Origin of the sequence: Mycolicibacterium alvei, from assembly GCF_010727325.1 — a bacterium.
GTDB lineage: Bacteria > Actinomycetota > Actinomycetes > Mycobacteriales > Mycobacteriaceae > Mycobacterium > Mycobacterium alvei.
The window spans coordinates 786,716-805,004 of the sequence record NZ_AP022565.1; the positions used below are offsets into that span (position 1 = coordinate 786,716).

The following is an 18,289-nucleotide window of genomic DNA, read 5'->3' on the forward strand; positions in this document are numbered from 1 at the left end:
GCTAGATGGCCCCGGGTGTGCCGGGTGGGCTCATCGACCCGTCGACATTCGGCACCATCGCCGGGGCGGGTATGCCCCCGTCAACCGCGTTGTCCCCGGGAATTCCGTCGTCTGGTGTCTGGTCGTACATGCCTCCCCAGCAGGCCGGATTCCACCCCTCCGTCGCGCACGCCGGATCATCCGGGCTGGTGGGGGAATCGAGAGCCGCGGGCATGCGGGGTATCGCTGAAACGGCGGACACCGGCGTGACCGCGCCCAGCACCGCTATCCCCGAGAGTGTCGCCACCGCAGACCTTGTCAGGACGTGTCGCAGCTCAGAAGTCATCATCGAACGCATCGTTCGCTCCTTCGTCCCGGCCAAACGAGTCAGCTAGATGTTTGCCGACATCGCACTGCCATCGCTCATGCTCGCAGTTCCACACCTACCGCGGGTGGAAACCGTAACTTCGCTGGAAGAAACTCCGGCGCCGCCGTGAACTTTGACGCGCATGTCAAAAATGTTGAGCGACAACATGGTCCAGAAAGCGGGTGGCCGGCGCTCCCGGCGGGAAACGCCGGCCGATCACGACAGGCGATCAGTAATCCCAGCCGGCAGGTACACACCGGAAGACGTCGCCGGCGGTCGCCACGTGGCAGACGGACGGGAACGGCAGGTGGGTGGCCACCAGCGATTCTCCCGTCGCTGCCAGCTCGCGTAGAAGCTCGACGCGGACGCGGGCCGCTTCCTCGGGGTCGTGTTCGAATCCGTTCTGCCACTCGGGGTTATCGAATCCGGGTGCGAACACGGCGTCGCCGGCGAAGGTCAGCTTCTCGCCGCCAGACGCCAGACGGACCACGCTGTGCCCGGGGGTGTGGCCGCCGGTACGGCTGATGAGTACGCCCGGCGCCACCTCATATTCCGTCTCAAACGTCCGTAGCTGGCCTCGGTAGTCATCCAAGAACTGCGAGGCGACCCTCCGAAGGACATCCGGTATCGGCTGCGGCATGACGGTGCGGGAGAAATCGGGCGACTCCCAGAACTCAGCTTCGGCCGCCGCCGCGTGGACCCGCAGGTCCGGTCGCAGTCGTTCCTTCACCCCTTCGGTGATCAGGCCACCCACATGGTCCATGTGCATGTGAGTGAGCACCACATCGGTCACGGAACCGAGATCGACACCAGCGGCTTCGAGTCGCTGGACCGTTTGACCGGCCCGGGGAAAGTCCGGGAACTCCAGTCCCAGCCCGGCGTCGACGAGGATGGTCTGAGCGCCGCTACGGACCACCACGATGTTCAGCGGCCAGTCGACTACCTCGGGCGGCAGGAAATTGTCGCCAAGCCAGCCCGCCAGTTCGGTCGGCTCGACGTTGGTGGCCAACGTCGAGGCGGTTATCGGCAGCACGCCGTCGCTGATCACCAGAACGTCGATGTCGCCGACCTGCACTGCATAGCGCGACGGAACCAACTCGTCGACCGGACTTCCGGCCTGTGCGATGTTGTCCACGCTCATGTTGTCTCCTCCTGAGGGCCGCACTGAAGACTTGTCGAATGACCTGTCTTTCTCGTGGGAACGTCCTCGGGGCGCAGGAACTATCCAGAGTGGGGCTCATCGATTTGTTCGCGAAGGATGTCGCCGTGCCCGGCATGCCTCGCGAACTCTTCGATCATGGCGAGCAGGGTCCACCGCATGCTCACGGTTCCCTCGGCAGGGATGTCTATCGTGGCGTCGAGGTCGAAGCGCGAGGCGATGTCGCGAGATCGTTGACTGGCGCGCTCGAACTCGGCGATCACGTCGGGGAGTGACTCCTCGTCGGCGACAGCGAACGTGCCCTCATCCCGCCTCGAGTATCCGTCGCATTCGGATTCGTCGAGACCGGCCCAGAACCGTTGGAACCAAATTCTTTCAGCGGCGGCAGCATGCTTGATCAACGAGATCGGCGTCGTCAGCGATGTCACGAGGTGCCGGCGCGCGTCGGCCTCGGTCAGCCCACACGCGGTCGCGATCACTCACGTGGCGCGCTGGGGGCACCAGGGCCAGGTGCGCGGAAAATCGTTGGACGGGGTCGCGGCCGGATTGATAGCGTGCCAGCGACCGTGACAGCACGCGAGGAGGTGAGACCCATGGACGCTGTAACCCTGTGGGTGCTCCCACTCGCGTTCACGGTCGGGCGATCGAGGTAGGTGTCGTCAGGAGCGCCCGAACAACGGCACTTCCGAAAGGCACCACCATGCATTTCAGCTCTGAGACATCGTCGAACGGTGTCATCGAACGCACCTTCACCCTGGACGACATCACCGGTGTGCTCTGGTCACCGGAGACCAGCTCCGGCGGCGCGCCCTTGATCCTGGCCGGTCACCCCGGCGGCCTGGACAAGAAGGCTCCAGGGCACGTAGCGCGGGCCCATTCCTCGGTACTCACGGATGGTTTTCACGTCGTCTCGATTGATGCGCCCGGACATGGCGACCGGCCACGCAGCCCAGCCGATGTTCGCCTGGTCACCGCCTTCCAGCAGGCTCGGGCGGAAGGCAGCCCGTCGTTCGGTCGGCGCCTCGCTGAGTACTGCCACTCGGTGGCCGAACGCGCCGTTCCCGAATGGCAGGCGACGATCGATGCCGTGCAAGCCCTGCCCGAGATCGACGCACGGGCGCCTATCGGCTACTCGGGCATGACGCTCGCGAGCGCGATCGGAATACCGCTGGCCGCGGCCGAGCCTCGGATCACTGCTGCGCTCTTCGGAGGGGTAGTCGCCCACGATGCGCTGCTCGAGGCAGCGAAGCAGGTAATCATCCCGGTCGAGTTCCTCCTCCCGTGGGACGACAGGGAGATCCCGCGCGGATTCGGTCTCGAGTTGTTCGGCGCCTTCGCCTCGGAAGACAAAGTGCTGCATGCCTTCCCGGGCCGGCATCACCCGGTGCCCACGGACCGGATCGACACCCGATTCTTCCCCCGGCATCTCAGACGCTCGTCGACCATAGTGGCGGGCTGACGGGGCCAGGGAGCGGAAAGGTTCACATAGCATGAAACACAGGCGGTGAGTGGAAAGTTGGATATGTGGACTACCCGAGTTGAACAGCCACAGGATGTCGGCCGCATCCACGCGGTGAACGCGGCCGCGTTCCCCACGGCGCTGGAAGCGAACCTCGTCGATGCGCTCCGAGAAGACCCGACCGCATGGATAGACGGACTGTCCATCGTCAGCTGCGACGTGAACGGTGAAATTGTCGGATATGCGTTGCTCACGCGATGCACCGTCGACGGTCATCCCGCCCTCGCACTCGGGCCCTGCGCGGTCCTGCCCGACCTCCAGCGAAGTGGGGCCGGGTCAGCAGCGATTCGCGCAGGGCTTGAGCGCGCGCGCCAACTGGGGGAGAACCTCGTTGTCGTGCTGGGGCACGCTGACTACTACCCGCGATTCGGGTTCGGCCCGGCATCGCGCCTCGGTATCACTGCGCCGTTTGAAGCGCCGGACGGCAACTTCCTGACCCTGACCCTGGATCCTGAAGCGGCGGCACCCCGCGGTGAGATTGCATATGCGAAAGCCTTCGGCATCTGACGCCTGAACCGCACCGTCACTCGCGCGTGAGGCGGATCAGCTGCGATTCTGCCTGCACCGCAGCTTCTTCGGCGGTTCGCAACCTGTTCTGCAGCTCTTCGGCGGACTGTTGTGCGAGGTCGAGTTGTGCATCCGCTGCCTCGAGGTCGTGCTGCGCGGCCGCGAGGGTCTCGAGGACTTTCTCGTAGCGCCGGCGTGCGGTTGCGACCTTGTGCCGATGCTGGCGGATCTCGAATTTCTCCGCCACCCGGTTACGAACGTGAAGGTTCGGCGACCGCGGGGGTGTTGCGTCTACTTCAAGACGATAACCACGGCGTAGCCGTCATGGTCGCCGGTTGTCGTGGTGGCGGTGTTGTACGAGTTGTTCAACGGGACCATGCCGCCGTAAGTCGCCCGGCCGCTGGCGATGAGCCGCATCGCCAGCGCATTGCGGGCGAGGTTGGATGAGACGTAGGCGTGCCTGGGCAGCAGCTCGTAGATGACGAACTCTTCGGTGCTGAACGAGCCACTCCAGACATACCCGGTGTCGGTCTCCACCGGGTCGGGTCCAAAGATTCGGCCGTGGTTGTTGGGGAACAGGAAGAAATTGTCGGAGTAGCCCACCAAGAGGCCGACGGGCTGCTGCCCGTACGTCACGTCGTCGATCGTGCCTCGGAACCCGGTGCTGTGAATGGGCTGCGCGGGAAAACCGGACCAGAACATCGCAGTGTTGAGCTTGCGCGCGGACTCGGCAGCTGATGTCGACGTGGGGTCGACGATGATGACGTTGACCGGCTCCAAGACCGTCTTGCCGCGATACGGCAGCCCACCGTAATCGGAGATCTGCCCGTTGGGCTCCAGCATCCATTTGCCGATGTTGCCGTAGACCGTCGGGGCCTGATCGGTCGGGCTCGGCGCCCCGGGCGCAATCGCCGGCTCCAAGTGGTTGGCGCCGAGGGCAAAACGTTCGACTTCCCGGTGGACCAACTGGACCACGGCCTGCACCATCGGCATCGGTACTGCCGGTGCACCATCGGTATTCCCCGCCGATGGCGTGACCTTGAAGGCGGAGACGACGTCTGAGACCGCGGCCGCGACTGGATTGGCGATGGCCGGGTTCGTGGTGGGGGAGTCGGCGGGAGTGGAACGAGCGGTCGGCGTGGCAGCCAGGCGTGAGCGGGTCCGAGGGGCAGTGGAGATCTTCTGCGGAATGCGCTTGGACAACCCGGGCTTGCGTGCCTTGGCCCCAGATGGTCCGACAGAAGCCGGTGCCTTGACCTTCCTGGTACCGGTCGATGAATCCGACGAATGTGCCGCGGGACCAGCCGTGTTGTTATCCGCGGAACCCTCGGCACTGGCGATTCCGGTGCTTCCTGCCACCACAGCACCGATGCCCAAGGCCAGCGCCAACAGACCGATGCGACCCACGTACATCGCCGTCCCCGGAGCGGTCGATCCGGCTGAAACTCGATGTTGCGCTGCGATATACGAGGCGGTGTGCCGACCCATGGCTGTCCTCATAGTGTCCGGCGGATGGCCACAGGTCTCCGCATGCTCCCAGCCGTCGTCGGCTGACGAAGTTTATCCGTGCGATCGCCGGTGAGGGTGAGCATTCAGAGAATCGAGGGAGGCCGGAGATTGCGTGAAGGTGTCAGTTGAGCAAAGGTACTGCAGCCAACCTGCGATGCGCGGCGCGGGCATCGCAGGTTGGGCCTTATCTTTGGCGACCATGGCGGGATTGGACAAATTCGTGAAGCGCTGGCGCACAGTGCTTCACGTAATCATGTCGGCGTTGATAGTGGCCACCCCCGGACTCGTCATCGCCCCGGTAGCGCAGGCGGCTGCACCTGCGGCGAGGTTGTGGGTGTCATCGACATGGCAAACCGGCTTCATCGGCCACTTCACCATCACAAACCCGAGCACGGTGCCGCTATCCGATTGGAAGCTTGAATTCGACTTGCCGATGGGTGAATCCGTCTCGCACACCTGGAGTAGCACCCTCACGCGGTACGGCACGCACTATGTGCTCACGCCCGCGAACTGGAACCGCATCATCGCGCCCGGTGGAACCGCGACGGGTGGCCTGCGAGGTGTGCTGTCCGGGTCGTACGTGCCACCGTTGAATTGTGTGCTCAACGGGCAATATCGGTGTATCTAGCGGCGACGGCGAGCGCCAAACCCCGACAAGTCGATGGTCCGGTGCATCGCGCTATTGAGGGGTTTCGGTTATAGTCCCGGCCGGGTATGGGTTCAGCCACAGCTAGACCCACACCACATAAAGACCCGGGAGGAAAACCCATGACGACGAGCGCATATCGCAACGCGGCAGTGGTCGGCCTGGCGGCCGTTGCATTGATCGCTGCGGGCTGCAGCAATGGCGCGAGTGTCGACACAGCTGTGCCGCCCCAGGTCGAGTTGATCGTCACCTCCGCGACTGAAGCTCCTGCGCCACCCCACGAGGTGACGCTCATGGGGGAACGAGATGTCGAGGTGACGCTGACCGGTCCGATCGCTGCCAAGTACTCGTCGGCAACGGAGGATCAGCGGGATGCTCTCGGTAAGCCACTGACAGGTGACCGCAACGCCGGAGCACGCGAGAGCGGTGTGCTGTTCCAGCAGTTCCAGGGGGGCGTGATCACCGCCAAGAACGACGAGGCCGGCACACCTGCATATATCTCCTGGGGCAAGATCCGGGAGGCCTGGAATGTCCCACGCGACCAGGAAGGCGTGCCTGCGGTGACCGGCGATAACGGCTCGGTGGGTCCGCTGGGCGCCCCCACCAGTGACGAGAACGCCGACGGAGATCTGCTCGTGGAGACGTTCGAGCACGGCAAGGTCACGTACAACACCAAGACCCGTCAGGTCGAGGTGACGGTCAACGGCAAGGTCGTACCCTCCGGGCTGTAACGCAGGTCTTCGAGCGGGCGGAATACGTTGCAGGCATAGGGATTTCGTTTCGATATACGGGGACTGGCCATGTGCCCTGCAGGAGGCGGATTGTGAGCCCCGGTGTCGGACCGGCGCGGTAGCATCTCGACGTGTGGTGGACGGAGCTGGCAGAGGAGTCGTGGGACGCGCTGTTTGAGCCGCACCATCGGATGGCGATGGTGTTGCGTGCCAGAGAGGTCCTCGATGAGATCGAGTTCCAGTCCGGCGTCGCGTGGGCGGCTGCCGAGCCGGTCGCACTGCCTGGGGTCGGCCGCGAGATCCGTCGCACCCTGATCGAAGCCGGCACTCCCAGCCTGTGGACCTACTGGTCGCTCGACGCCGACAAGGGCGCGATCGTGCTGGATTTCGTCTTCGCCGACTGACGGCTCTGATCAGTCTGCGGAGCTTGCGGCGTCAAGTGTGGCGAGTTGCGTTGCGGTCCAATCCCACTTGCTGCGCGCCGTGGCGCCGGACTGGCGCAACCCGGCGGTGATGACGGCGCTCAACTGCTCCAGATACTGCGTGCGAGCCGGCGGGGTAGGGCATTCCGCACGCATGAAGTCGATTGCCCTGGCCGCACCGACGGTTCTACCGTTTTCCACGAGCGGCTCGGCCGGTAGCAATGCCACCACGTCCTCACCGGCGAGCGCTGCCACCTCGTCGGAGATCGCGATGCGCGGGCTCACCGCGCTGCCTTCGAGTCGGTAGGCCTCGACGAGTGCGGGGCCGAAGATCATGTCGTGGCTGTGGAAGCAGTCACCGACGGCTGCCCCGCCGCGGCACAGGATTCCGAAGTCGCGCAGATAGTAGAGCTGAATGCCGGCCAACAGGCGCAGTAGCTGGCAGACCGCCCGTTTGGCGCCGGCGGCGTCGAGGCCCGCCAACGGAATCGACGCGCCGATGTTGTCGGAGAAATAGACGGTTCGCACGGCGTCGCCCGGTTGGGCCTGTGCCACCTTGCGCTGCAGGTCGACCATGTAGGCCAACGCGTTGAGAAACGTGTCGCTGCCGGCGAAATTCTTGGCGCCGAGAGTGTCGATGAACCCGACCGCGCAATGCGTATAGCTGCGCCCGCCGCGGGCCAACGGGCTTGCCGGTCCTGGGAACGGTCGTTCTGAGGGCAGCGACCCGCTGCCCTCAGGCACGCCGGCGGGCGGCTGCGGTGCGGGATCGGCGTGCGGCCGGCGCACGGGTTGTGGCCGTTGCGGCATCCTCCGGCTGGGAACGCGAACGCTCCGGGCGTGGGCGCAGGTCGCCGGCATCGGCAAGGGCAACCGCCTTGCGTAGACGGTCGGCGATCATCGTGACAGGCACGCTGACCACCGGTGTCAGGGTGAGCACGCCCATGTCGTCTTCTTCTACTCGGTAGCGGCGGTGTCCGGGCTTGCCGGCTTTACCCAAGGTGACTCGGCGTCGCGGGTCGACCTCGACCTCGGTGACGAAATGCCTGGCTGGCTGCGCGCTGCTCATCATCCACCTCCTCACGCCATCCTACCCATTATGCAGTCGATGGGTAGTGCCCAAATAGGGTAAAACCCACGTCGAGTACCGATTCTACGACCTGGCCGGCTGTGGAACGTTGTGCGAGAGCAGATTCGCTGTCTGGCACACCAGCTCAGCCAGGCGGGAGTGACTGTCCGGTGACATCCGTTCGGCCGGTCCGCTGATCGCCACCACGCCGATCGGGCGACCGTCGACCTTGAACACCGGTGCGGCGATGGTCATGGAGGGTGCGTCCACCTCGCTGCTGGCGGCATACCCACGCGCGCGGCACGCGTCGAGGAGGCCCAGGAACTCCGCATCGGGCGGTGCGCCGAGAAGTTCGGTCTGCCGTTCAATACTCAAGAAAGGCAACAGAATACGGCCGGTGGCGCTGTCGCGCGCGGGCACGACGGCACCGATGCGCGGCACCATCCGCAGTTCCTGCCGACTCTCCGCCACCTGTGACACCACGAGCTGGGCGCCGTCCGGTTCGTTGAAGATCGCGGTCTCGCCGGTCTGCATGGCGAGCTGCTCGAGCGCCAACTGGATGTTGTGACGCAGGTCAGCCTTGGCGTGCGAGCTATGGGCGATGTTGAGGATGCGCGGGGTCGTCTCCCACCGCGTCATCTGCTCCTCGCGGGCCTGAATCCACCCCTGATCCGAGAGCGTCACGAGTGCGCGCTGCACCGCACTTTTGTCGATTTCCAGCATCCGCGCCAGCGCTGCGACACCGACAGGCTCATTGGCGGCCACCGCTTCGAACACGGTCAGTACTCGCGCAGCCGTGGAACTGCCCTTGACGGCCATCCATTCACCTCGCTAATGTTAAATAGTGACTTACCGTATCATATATTGATACGGCGTGGACCCCGATCGGAGAAGGAAACGAGCCATGTCATCCATCCACGTCAGACCCCTCCGGGAGGACCTATCGTTCGGCGCGCGGGTCACCGGCGTCACGCTCGCACTGCTGGAGGACCAACAGGTCCGCGACCGCCTCAGGCGCGTCTTCCATGAGCGCGGGATGATCCTGTTCGAGGAGGTCGAGCCCGACGGCGGACTGCAGGTGGAGATCAGCAAGGTTTTCGGCCCATTGAAGGACCATCCGGTTCCCTCCGTGCCGCGAGCTGGGGGAGCGCTACACCCCGGTGTCATCGAAATCGGCCAGGCTCCGCGCGAGGGCAACATCGTGGAGGTCGACGGCAGAGAAGTCACTTCATGGCTGCCATGGCATTTCGACCATTGCTACAACAATGAACTGAACCTGGCGGGCGTCCTGCGGTGTGTGACCGGTGTCAGTGAAGGGGGAGAGACCGGCTTCGCCGACGGCATCCACCTCTACAAGATCCTGTCGCCGGAGTTGCGCAGGCAGATCGAGGATCGCAACATCCTCTACTCCCTGAACCTGCGCTTCGCCGAGATGCGCTTCGGCCTGGCCGATGGGTTCCGGGAGATCCAGCCGCACGTACGTCTACAGGCGACGATTGATTACGGCAAGAACCTTCCCCGTGCCGTCCATCCCGCGGTGTGGACCCGCGACACCGGAGAGAAGGTGCTCCACATCTCGCCGTGGATGGCAGAAGGCATCGAAGGCGAGGAGACGTCCGAAGGCGACGAACTGCTCGAAATGGTGTGCAGGGAGATGCTGGCCGGCATCACGCCCTACTTCCACACGTGGCGTGCCACCGACATGGTGATCTGGGACAACTTGCGGATGCTGCACGCCGTCAGTGGCCACGATCCAGACGAGCCGCGCACCATGCACCGCACCACGATCCAGGGGGACTACGGGCTGGGCTACTTCGAGGGCAACGTACAGGGCGACAAGATCCTCGAGATGACGGTCTGAACGCGGCCGATCAGTCGTGTTTCGTCTCGTAGCGCAGCAGTACCGTGCCACACGGGAAGGTGCGGTTCTCCAACAATCGCAGCGAGATCCATGACGGCAGTGTCGGGAAGAACGGGGTGCCGCCACCCACGGCGGTGGGCGCGATCACGATCCGGTACTCATCGACCAGTCCGGCCTGCACAATAGGCGCGGCCAGCGTCGCGCCGGCCACCTCGAGATTGCCGTCGGTTTCGGCTTTCAGCTTCGTCACCACCTCGACCGGGTCGCCGCGTTCCAAGCGGGAGTTCCAGTCGACCGACTCCAGGGTGCGCGAGAACACGACCTTGGGCATGTCGCGCCAGATCTGCGCGAAGTCGACGATCAGCGGGGTGGCGTCCGGAGCCTTGTCGGCGGTCGGCCAGTATGCGGACATCAGTTCGTAGAGTCGCCGCCCGTAGAACGCCAGGGCGGTCTCCCGCTCGAAGTCGTTCCAGTACTGGTGCACCTCTTCGCTCGGATCCGACCAGTCGATGTTGCCCTGTGCATCGGCGATGTAGCCGTCCACCGACACGTTGAAGCCATAGATGAGTTTGCCCATGGACGTCAGACTGCACCGGAGGGCAAAACTCATCGCGATCGCGCACACATTGGTGCGACTTGTGTGATCCACGCCGTTACGAGCAACCCGATACCATGGAACACACCGTGCGAAAAGCCGGTCTGAGCAAAGCCGGCCGCGGGCATACCGGGCCTGACGATATTTGAGGAACCGATCCATGCAGGGCAAGACGCTGGTGCTGGGTGCCCTGAAGGGGCCCAGTGCGAGAGGTCGTTCGCGTCGACGCCTGTTCTTGATCGTCGGCGTCCCGCTGGTTCTACTGGCATTGTTCTACGTCGTTGATCTGGTGATCACGTCTGGAAAGGTTCCCCGCGGGGTGACCGCCGCCGGTGTTTCGCTCGGCGGACTGACACCTGACGCTGCCGAGCAGCGCCTTCGCGAGGTGGTCGGCCCCCGTGCCGAGCACCCGATCCCGGTGACGGTGGCAGGCGTCGAAGCCGAGGTAGATCCGAACTCGATCGGCCTGACCCTGGACGCGCGCGCCACGGTCGATCAGGCCGGCGCGCAACCCCTGAACCCGATCACCCGGCTCACTTCGTTCGTTGTGGAGACCCCGATCGCGGTGGCCTCGTCGCTGGACGAACAGGCCATGACCACAACGCTCGAGGAGCTCGGGACCACCGTCGCCGAGGACCCGGTGGAGGGCTCCGTCGCTTTCGTCGACGGTCGGCCCGTGTCATCTGATCCGCAGATCGGCCGACGACTCGACATCGCTGCCGCCGTCGGCGTGTTCAACCGTGACTGGGCAAGCGGTGAGGCCGTGGCCCTGCCGATCGTGGAACTCGCGCCGAAAATCACCAGCGCCGACGTCGACTCCGTCGTGCGTGACATTGCGCAACCTGCTGTCTCTGGGCCGATCACGGTCAGCGGCGGTAACGGGACGCGGGCTGTCATCTCCGAGGACACCATCGCCGCGGCGCTGACCTTCCGTGCCGAGGACGGGCGCTTGGTGCCGGACATCAACGAGAACCTGATCGTCGACGAGCTCCGCCCCCAACTGGCGGCGTCGGAGACCCCGCTCCGCAACGCCGACATCGACTTCGCCGCCACACCGCCGGCCAAGGTTCCCGAGCAGACTGGCCGCCGAGTCGACTACGACGCGACCCTTGACGATCTGCTGTCGGTTCTCACGAGCACCGACGACCGCGAGATCACCGCAAAGTATGTCGACGAGCGGCCGATGTTCACCTTCGACGAGATCAACAAACTCGGCCCCATCGAAGTCATCGGCGAGTTTCAGACGAGCGGATTCTCCGGTGACTCCGGCAAGAACATCAGGCGCGCTGCCCAGCAGCTCGACGGCATCGTGGTCAAGCCAGGGGAGACGTTCAGCCTCAACGCCGCAACCAATCCCCGCAACGCCGCGTCGGGCTACGTCGAGGCCGGAATCATCGAACACGGCAGGCCTGCACGCGGAGTCGGCGGCGGGGTGTCCCAGATTGCCACCACCCTCTTCAACGCCGGGTACTTCGCCGGCATGGAGGACATCGAGCACCACGAGCACAGCTACTACATCGGTCGGTACCCGGCCGGCCGGGAAGCCACGGTGTTCGACGACGTGCTGGACGTCAAGTTCCGCAACGACGGTCCGACGTCGGTGCAGATACAAACCGAGTGGACGTCGAGTTCCATCACCGTCCGGCTGGTCGGTATCAAACGCTACGAGGTGACGTCCTCGCAGAGCGGGCGCAGCCGCCCGACGAGCCCGAATACCGTCAGGATCCCCGCCGGTGAAGCCTGTAGCGCCAGCGGCGGCGGGCCAGGGTTCACCATCACCGACACCCGCACCCTGCGGGACATCGCCACCGGACAAACCCGCACCAATTCCCACACTGTCGTCTACGACCCCATACCCAAGGTCGTGTGCGGCGGCTGACGACCGCTGCGTCCGTCGTTATCCAAGGATCGCCTGCGCGGCGCGCTCTGCGATCAGCATGACCGGCGCGTTGGTGTTGCCGGACGTGATGGTGGGCATCGCCGACGCATCGACCACACGAAGGCCGGCGACACGGTACACCCGGCAGTCGGTGTCGAGCACCGTGGCGGCTGAGGTCGGGATGCCTTGTGCGTCAAAGGCTCCCATCGCGCAGGTGCCCACCGGGTGGAAGATGGTGGTACCCAGTTCGCCGGCCGCCTGCTGCAGGTCGTCGTCGCTCACCAGTTGCGGGCCGGGAAGCAGCTCTTCGGGGCGGTAGGGGGACAGGGATGGCGCCGCCATGATCTGCCGGGTCATCTGGAGGCCGCGCACAGCGACCTGGCGATCGGTTTCAGTGGACAGGTAGTTGCAGGAAATCTTGGGGTAGGTCAGCGGATCCGAATTGGCCAAGCGCACATGGCCACGCGAGCTGGGGCGCAGATTGCACACCGAGGGAGTGATCGCACCGAAAGGGTGCAGAGATTCGCCGAACTTCGGCAAGGACAAGGGCTGCACATGCCACTCCATATCGGGGCTGGCCAACGCGGGGTCGCTCTTGGCGAAGGCCCCCAACGTGGAGGGCGGCATGGTCATGGGCCCCGATCGGAGCAACAGGTACTGAAGTCCCATGCCTGCACGGGTGATCCAATTGCGGTACAGCGTGTTCACGGTCGGAGCGCCCTGGATGCGGTAGACGGTTCGCAGCTGCAGGTGATCCTGGAGGTTTTCACCCACTCCCGCCAGATCGACGGCCACCGGCACCTGATGTTCGGTGAGTAGCTCGGCCGGCCCCAGACCCGAGACCTGCATGAGATGCGGCGAGCCGATGGCTCCGGCGCTCAGGATCACCTCCCGGCGGGCGTGCACGTCGACGATTCGACCGTCTTTGAGCAACTGGACGCCGGTGGCTCGGTGCGCAGCCGTGGTCCAGGCGCCGCGACGCTGCTCCTCGTGGACCTGGTCGTCCATCAGCAGTCGCACGGCCTGGGTCTGGGTGTAGACGGTGAGATTGGGTCGGTGAGCGACGGGATGCAGGAAAGCATCGGCCATTGACCAACGGCGGCCACGCTTTTGGTTGACGTGAAAGTAGGAGCTGCCCGAGTTGTCGCCCCGGTTGAACTCGTCGATCGGGGCGATGCCCACCTCGGCGGCGGCGGCCTGCCAGGCGTCCAAGATTTTCCAGCGCACCCGCGGCCGCTCGACGCGGATCTCACCACCGGCACCGTGCCAGTCGTCGGCGCCGCCGAAGTACGCCTCCAACTTTTTGTAGATTGCCAGGGTCTCGCCGGGTTCATCCGGGCCGCCCCAAAGCCAGCGCTCGTCACCGGTGGCCTGTGCCCACAGTGCGTAATCGCTTGCCTGACCGCGCATGTGGATCATGGCGTTGATCGACGAGCAGCCGCCGATCACGCGGCCTCGCGCGTAGTGGATGCTGCGGCCGGCCAGACCTGGGTCGGGCTCGGTCGTGAAGCACCAGTCGGTGCGGGGGTTGGCGATGGTGTACAGATAGCCCACCGGCACCTTGATCCAGAACCAGTTGTCCTTGCCGCCCGCCTCGATCAAGAGCACACGATGGTCGGGGTTGGCGCTGAGCCGATTGGCGAGCAGGCAACCGGCACTGCCTGCTCCCACGATGATGAAGTCGAATTCGGCGACGGGGCTCATTGCGGCAACGTTCCTCCCTGGTGTCGGATACCTTCCCTAGTGTGCGTGATGATCGCCCGGTACGTTCACATTCCCGTACGTGCTGCCGCGGCTCATCGCATCGGAGCGGGCGACACCTCCGAGACAGCTTATGAGGCAGGGGGCTCGATGACTGAGCGCGCCCGGCGTTGGCTTGCCGGGGTGGCCACAATGGTCACGCTGACCGGCTGCAGCACCGCCCCCCAACCCGAATCAGTATCCGAACTTACTCCCGGCCAGTTGCTCACCGCTCGCCCGTTGACCACCGTCGCCGCGCTGCCCAGTGCCGAAACCCGGCTGATCACATATGTTTCCGAAGATTCGCACCACCAACCCATCGTCGTGTCGGGCACGGTGGCGGTTCCGAAGTCAGCGCCACCCGAACGCGGGTGGCCGGTCCTCAGCTGGGCACACGGGACCACGGGGTACGCCGATACCTGCGCCCCGTCGGGGGATACCGTCGACGGACTCGCCCACGACTATGTCGGTCTGGTCAACCCGATGCTCGACAGTTGGGTGGCGCGCGGGTACGCGGTGGTTCAAACCGACTACCAGGGACTGGGCACCCCGGCGGGCACCCCTACGTCGACGGCACCAGCGAGGCGAATACGGTGACCGACATCGTGCGGGCGGCAAGGGATCTCGATCCCGGCATCGGCACCGAATGGGTAGCCATCGGCCACAGCCAGGGTGGCCAGGCCGCACTGTTCACCGCGCAGGACGCCGAGGATCGCGACCCGGCGCTCAATCTGGCGGGGGCGGTGTCGATCGCACCCGGCGGGGTGGGGATGGCCCAGACCGTCGACCTTGTGCGCGCCGGCCGACCGGAAGTCGAGGCGGCACAGAGGTTCCTGCCCCTGCTGGTGCTCGGCGCGGCGGTGGTCGACCCGTCGATCAACCCCGATCAGATCTTCAGCAGCCGGGCGCGGCCGCTGTTGACCGCGGCCCGCACTGCGTGCGTCGCACAGATCAACGCCGTTCCTGCGGTGCCGTCGGCGCAGGTGTTCGCACCCGATGCTGAGGTGGACGGGCTGCGCGCGTACCTCGGCCGCCAGGATCCGATCCATCTCACCCCACGGGTACCGGTAATGCTCGTGCAGGGCACCGCCGATGCTGCGGTGCCCCCGGCCGGTGTCGACGAGTTGGCGAAGGCCATGTGCGGCAAGGGGGTCGCGGTCGACTACCGGGTGTACACCGGCCAGGACCATCGTGGCGTCATCGCCGCCTCACTGGGGGACATGCAGCATTTCGTGGACACCGTAATGGCCGGGGAATCGATCGATAGCTGTCCGCGCTGACCGAGAGCTCGATTCAATGGACCGATGGGTCGGTGCCAATTGATCGACTTGGAGTCTGACGAAATCAGGGACTGCGTCCGAATATGGTGTTCTTCGGGACGCTTGACTGCACTGTCGTGCAAACAAGCAGCTGACCCGCAGATGTCGCGTCAGATCCGGCCGGAGCTAATTGCATCCCCATACCTCGAAGGAGGTGCCGTGTACACCGCGGTGCTTGTGTGCAAGGACTTCTGGGACCACGGTGAATACGACGACATGAATTGCCCTGATCCAAACGAGTGACCCGGCATCCCTCGACGCTGCGCTGCGGGCCAGGCGCGGGTGCAGGGGTTCACTCCAATGGCTCGGGCGTGAAGGTGACGTCGACTCCGCCTACGGTCATCGTCACCTGACCTTCGATCACCATCACCTGCGCCGAGACCCGTCGATCGACAGTCTGGGCCAGTTGCTGCACCGGTGCGTGCGGTATCTGCACCACCGACAGGTTCGGCAGCCCCGCCACTTTGGGGCCGACGGTGCGCCACCAGGTGGCCACGCCGGCGGCAAACGGGAACAGCAGCACCTGGTCGGCCCGGCTGGCCGCCTTGCCCAAGGCGCGTTCGTCGGGCTGGCCGACGTTGATCCACTCCAGGATCCGGCCGGTGTAGTCGGCGAGCCGCAAGTCCGGTACGCCAGGGGTGGACAGGCCCGCCCCGAACGCCAACTCACCGTCGACGTCGCTGAGTCGGTGTGCGCGCAGCCCAAACGCCAACAACCGCACCACCATCCGCTCATCGGTCTCACTGGGATGGCGGGCCACGGTCAGCGTGTGATCGGCGTAGTAACCGTGATCGACATCGGAGACGCCAAGTTCGACTTTGAATACTGTTGCAGAAAGGGCCACGTCATAGTGTCCACCCAGGTGGTGCCCCCGGAGCAGTCGGGCCGATTTGAGTGGTCAGGCCACGAGCCGGCCGTCGGATCGAGTCTCCACCGATAGGCCCCCGGGCACGCAACCATGCAGCAGCCCCGCTCTTGGCCATGCCCTGTGTCCGTGGTCGTTTCGATCATTGGTCCTGCCCGAGTGGCTGTGCGTGGAGTTTGCTGGACGGATATGCCAAATTCGAGCCGACTGATTACTACGAGCTGGTCGGCGCCGGAAAGACCGCGAAGGTACCCAGCGCTTTGGCGACCAGGCGGCCCGCGTTTCGGAGTTCCGATTCAAGGGCAATGACCCGCATTCCCTTGTTGATCACGCGGGACTCGCACTCGACCACGCCTTCACGCACTGCGGCAAGGTAGACGATCTTCACCTCGATGGTGGCGCAGGACTCACCGTCCGCGAGCACGCAGTAGACAGCTGCGCCCATGCCCTGGTCGGCCATCGAATACATCGCCCCACCGCGCAGTACGCCGTGCGGATTGAGGTGCTCAGGCGCGACCGTGAGTCGGCACAGGCTGTGCGCTCCGGCACGGTCGAACTCAACCATTTCGAGGCCGATGAGCGCGCCGAAGCCGCCCGCGCGATTCAGGGAAGACGTCATAGAGCGAGCAGTTTAGGCCGAAAAACCGCCACCACGGCCGGCGCCTGTGATTTGTCAGATGAAAACCGAGTACTTGACTGGTAACCCGCCATATTCGATTCCGTCGTATCCCTCCCGATCTGGGGTGCGGGATCGGCTGAGATGTGGCAGGGGAGTGGCTCTGGCTGTCGGCATCACTTGGTCAGGTCTGATGATCCAGCAGCCTAGACGCAGCGTTACATGTAACCATGCTTCATGGCGGTGAGGGAACGAGTCGGTGAGTACCGACGACGGATGCGTGAGCGTGGCCTCCGGCCATTACAGGTCTGGGTGCCTGATGTGCGGACCGAGACCTTCGCGGCCGAGGCCCACAGGCAGGCCTCGCTGGTCGCGGCAGCGGACGAAAACAGCGACGACCAAGACTTCATTGAGGCAATCTCGACGCGGTGGGACGAGGAGTGAATCGAGGGGAAATCTGGACCGTGGTCGGAGGTGTTTACGCGGCGAAGCCGCGTCCGGCGGTGATCGTTCAGGATGACCTTTTCGATGCCACGAGTTCGGTCACCCTAGCTCCGATGACCACCACGCTGTTAGATGCGCCGCTGATGCGCATCCGCATCGGCGGCGGAGACGGGCGACTTGCGGGACTCGACCACGATAGTGACGTGATGATCGACAAGCTCACGACGGTCAGAAGGTCGAACGTCCATGCCCGGGTTGGCCGACTGACAGCCGAGCAACTGGTTGAGATCGAGCGGGCAATGATGGCATACCTCGGCCTTGCTCGATGAAATGAAACCCGTTGAGCGGCAGTGCTAACGGCGTAGTTTACTGGTAATCCTGCATATTCCCCGTAGGTCGGCGTGAGTTCGGCCGTTCGACTGCCCGAAACCAGCAATCCGCCGTTGTTGACGTCGTGCACGCGGCTATCGACGCCCTGGAACGCCAGGAGTTCCTGCTCGGACTGAACGGCGATTACCAGCGCCTGCGTGGCAACCCCGAATTGTGGGCGCAGTACCTGGCCGAGCGTCACGAACGGGATCACCTGGCTTGATCTGGCGAGGGGAGGTCTACTACGTCGATCTCGGCCAACCGGTCGGCCACGAGCCGCCATTCCGACGACTAGCGGCGGTGGTGTTGGTCGACATTGTCAACAACGGGCCAGGCGGCCTGGTGGTCGTCGTTCCCATCACCGTTGGCTACCGACTGCGAAGCCATGTCGAAGTGGAGTCAGAGGGCAGCGGACTTGACCAGGCCTCGTACGCACGCTGCGACCAACTGCGAATGGTATCCGTCGAACGTCTGTCATCACGACAGACTGTGCTCAACCCAGAACAAATTCAGGCCATTGACCAAGCGCTGCGCTTTATCCTCAACCTATGACGCACACCCCTGCGAAGGGTAAGAGCACGAGCGAAACCTGTTGCTGTACTACACAATCAGCGGAAGTACGTCAGCGTCGGCCATGGGCTCGATTGCTTCAAGTGTTGCTGTAGCGTCGCGCACCACGGCGCCGGGAACCGG

Annotated in this window: 23 protein-coding genes and 1 pseudogene; 12 read left to right on the forward strand and 12 right to left on the reverse strand. The window is 64.7% G+C overall.

Going from position 1 to position 18,289, the window contains the following annotated elements; all coding sequences use genetic code 11:
- Window position 1 precedes the first annotated feature (1 nt).
- The 3 genes from G6N44_RS03725 to G6N44_RS03735 all read right to left on the reverse strand — a co-directional run bounded on the left by G6N44_RS03725 (window position 2) and on the right by G6N44_RS03735 (window position 1,984).
- Window positions 2-328, reverse strand: a complete 327-nt coding sequence (locus G6N44_RS03725; protein ID WP_163661236.1) for a hypothetical protein — start codon at window positions 326-328, stop codon at window positions 2-4.
- A gap of 247 nt (window positions 329-575) precedes the next feature.
- Window positions 576-1,487: an MBL fold metallo-hydrolase gene (locus G6N44_RS03730; RefSeq protein ID WP_163661238.1), complete on the reverse strand. Its 912-nt coding sequence runs from the start codon at window positions 1,485-1,487 to the stop codon at window positions 576-578.
- Window positions 1,488-1,567: 80 nt separating this feature from the next.
- Complete coding sequence (locus G6N44_RS03735) at window positions 1,568-1,984, reverse strand: DinB family protein (protein WP_163661240.1); 417 nt, start codon at window positions 1,982-1,984, stop codon at window positions 1,568-1,570.
- Window positions 1,985-2,205: 221 nt separating this feature from the next.
- Between G6N44_RS03735 and G6N44_RS03740 the strand changes: the two genes are divergently transcribed.
- Window positions 2,206-2,964: an alpha/beta fold hydrolase gene (locus G6N44_RS03740; protein WP_163661242.1), complete on the forward strand. Its 759-nt coding sequence runs from the start codon at window positions 2,206-2,208 to the stop codon at window positions 2,962-2,964.
- Window positions 2,965-3,027: 63 nt separating this feature from the next.
- Window positions 3,028-3,531: a GNAT family N-acetyltransferase gene (locus G6N44_RS03745; protein WP_163661244.1), complete on the forward strand. Its 504-nt coding sequence runs from the start codon at window positions 3,028-3,030 to the stop codon at window positions 3,529-3,531.
- Between the two features lie 16 nt (window positions 3,532-3,547).
- Here G6N44_RS03745 and G6N44_RS03750 read toward each other — a convergent pair whose 3' ends face one another.
- Window positions 3,548-3,778, reverse strand: a complete 231-nt coding sequence (locus G6N44_RS03750; protein WP_163661246.1) for a hypothetical protein — start codon at window positions 3,776-3,778, stop codon at window positions 3,548-3,550.
- A 44-nt stretch (window positions 3,779-3,822) separates the two neighbouring features.
- Complete coding sequence (locus G6N44_RS03755; protein WP_163661248.1) at window positions 3,823-4,938, reverse strand: hypothetical protein; 1,116 nt, start codon at window positions 4,936-4,938, stop codon at window positions 3,823-3,825.
- Window positions 4,939-5,239: 301 nt separating this feature from the next.
- On the opposite strand from G6N44_RS03755, the gene G6N44_RS03760 reads away from it, so the two are divergent.
- The 3 genes from G6N44_RS03760 (at window position 5,240) to G6N44_RS03770 (ending at window position 6,821) form a co-directional block, all read left to right on the forward strand.
- Complete coding sequence (locus tag G6N44_RS03760) at window positions 5,240-5,668, forward strand: cellulose-binding domain-containing protein (RefSeq protein WP_163661250.1); 429 nt, start codon at window positions 5,240-5,242, stop codon at window positions 5,666-5,668.
- A gap of 140 nt (window positions 5,669-5,808) precedes the next feature.
- The gene (locus tag G6N44_RS03765; protein ID WP_163661252.1) at window positions 5,809-6,417 is read left to right on the forward strand and encodes an LGFP repeat-containing protein; all 609 of its coding nucleotides are present in this window, start codon (window positions 5,809-5,811) and stop codon (window positions 6,415-6,417) included.
- Window positions 6,418-6,548: 131 nt separating this feature from the next.
- On the forward strand, window positions 6,549-6,821 hold the full coding sequence (locus G6N44_RS03770; protein ID WP_163661254.1) for a hypothetical protein: 273 nt from the start codon (window positions 6,549-6,551) through the stop codon (window positions 6,819-6,821).
- Window positions 6,822-6,830: 9 nt separating this feature from the next.
- On the opposite strand, the gene G6N44_RS03775 is transcribed toward G6N44_RS03770, so the two are convergent.
- From G6N44_RS03775 to G6N44_RS03785, 3 genes are all read right to left on the reverse strand, one after another.
- Complete coding sequence (locus G6N44_RS03775; RefSeq protein WP_163661256.1) at window positions 6,831-7,628, reverse strand: nucleotidyl cyclase domain-containing protein; 798 nt, start codon at window positions 7,626-7,628, stop codon at window positions 6,831-6,833.
- Entirely contained in the window at window positions 7,576-7,908 is a 333-nt protein-coding gene (locus tag G6N44_RS03780; RefSeq protein WP_163660017.1) for a hypothetical protein, read from the reverse strand. The genes G6N44_RS03775 and G6N44_RS03780 overlap by 53 nt, the downstream gene beginning before the upstream one ends.
- Before the next feature lie 84 nt (window positions 7,909-7,992).
- Window positions 7,993-8,727, reverse strand: a complete 735-nt coding sequence (locus G6N44_RS03785; protein WP_163661258.1) for an IclR family transcriptional regulator — start codon at window positions 8,725-8,727, stop codon at window positions 7,993-7,995.
- 85 nt (window positions 8,728-8,812) lie between these two features.
- Between G6N44_RS03785 and G6N44_RS03790 the strand changes: the two genes are divergently transcribed.
- Window positions 8,813-9,769 carry a TauD/TfdA dioxygenase family protein gene (locus G6N44_RS03790; protein WP_163661260.1) on the forward strand — a complete coding sequence of 319 codons (957 nt, stop codon included), beginning with the start codon at window positions 8,813-8,815 and terminating at the stop codon, window positions 9,767-9,769.
- A gap of 10 nt (window positions 9,770-9,779) precedes the next feature.
- On the opposite strand, the gene G6N44_RS03795 is transcribed toward G6N44_RS03790, so the two are convergent.
- Window positions 9,780-10,346, reverse strand: coding sequence for a dihydrofolate reductase family protein (locus G6N44_RS03795; protein WP_163661262.1), 567 nt, complete (start codon window positions 10,344-10,346; stop codon window positions 9,780-9,782).
- 178 nt (window positions 10,347-10,524) lie between these two features.
- Here G6N44_RS03795 and G6N44_RS03800 point away from each other — a divergent pair, with 178 nt between their 5' ends.
- Entirely contained in the window at window positions 10,525-12,243 is a 1,719-nt protein-coding gene (locus G6N44_RS03800; RefSeq protein WP_163661264.1) for a VanW family protein, read from the forward strand.
- An 18-nt stretch (window positions 12,244-12,261) separates the two neighbouring features.
- On the opposite strand, the gene G6N44_RS03805 is transcribed toward G6N44_RS03800, so the two are convergent.
- A complete protein-coding gene (locus G6N44_RS03805; RefSeq protein WP_163661266.1) occupies window positions 12,262-13,947 on the reverse strand; it encodes a GMC family oxidoreductase in 1,686 nt (561 codons plus the stop codon).
- A gap of 147 nt (window positions 13,948-14,094) precedes the next feature.
- Here G6N44_RS03805 and G6N44_RS03810 point away from each other — a divergent pair.
- Window positions 14,095-15,263: pseudogene (locus G6N44_RS03810) on the forward strand (alpha/beta hydrolase family protein).
- Window positions 15,264-15,594: 331 nt separating this feature from the next.
- On the opposite strand, the gene G6N44_RS03815 reads toward G6N44_RS03810, so the two are convergent.
- Together G6N44_RS03815 and G6N44_RS03820 are read right to left on the reverse strand one after the other, a co-directional pair.
- Complete coding sequence (locus G6N44_RS03815) at window positions 15,595-16,146, reverse strand: YaeQ family protein (RefSeq protein WP_163661268.1); 552 nt, start codon at window positions 16,144-16,146, stop codon at window positions 15,595-15,597.
- Window positions 16,147-16,381: 235 nt separating this feature from the next.
- Window positions 16,382-16,786, reverse strand: coding sequence for a PaaI family thioesterase (locus G6N44_RS03820; protein WP_163661270.1), 405 nt, complete (start codon window positions 16,784-16,786; stop codon window positions 16,382-16,384).
- A 234-nt stretch (window positions 16,787-17,020) separates the two neighbouring features.
- Here G6N44_RS03820 and G6N44_RS03825 point away from each other — a divergent pair, with 234 nt between their 5' ends.
- From G6N44_RS03825 to G6N44_RS03840, 4 genes are all read left to right on the forward strand, one after another.
- Window positions 17,021-17,227: an antitoxin MazE family protein gene (locus G6N44_RS03825; protein WP_163661272.1), complete on the forward strand. Its 207-nt coding sequence runs from the start codon at window positions 17,021-17,023 to the stop codon at window positions 17,225-17,227.
- Entirely contained in the window at window positions 17,224-17,556 is a 333-nt protein-coding gene (locus G6N44_RS03830) for a type II toxin-antitoxin system PemK/MazF family toxin (RefSeq protein ID WP_163669557.1), read from the forward strand. Before G6N44_RS03825 ends, G6N44_RS03830 begins: the two co-directional genes overlap by 4 nt.
- Before the next feature lie 125 nt (window positions 17,557-17,681).
- Window positions 17,682-17,819, forward strand: coding sequence for a hypothetical protein (locus G6N44_RS03835; RefSeq protein ID WP_235682934.1), 138 nt, complete (start codon window positions 17,682-17,684; stop codon window positions 17,817-17,819).
- A complete protein-coding gene (locus tag G6N44_RS03840; protein ID WP_235682935.1) occupies window positions 17,771-18,148 on the forward strand; it encodes a type II toxin-antitoxin system PemK/MazF family toxin in 378 nt (125 codons plus the stop codon). Before G6N44_RS03835 ends, G6N44_RS03840 begins: the two co-directional genes overlap by 49 nt.
- Window positions 18,149-18,289 lie beyond the last annotated feature (141 nt).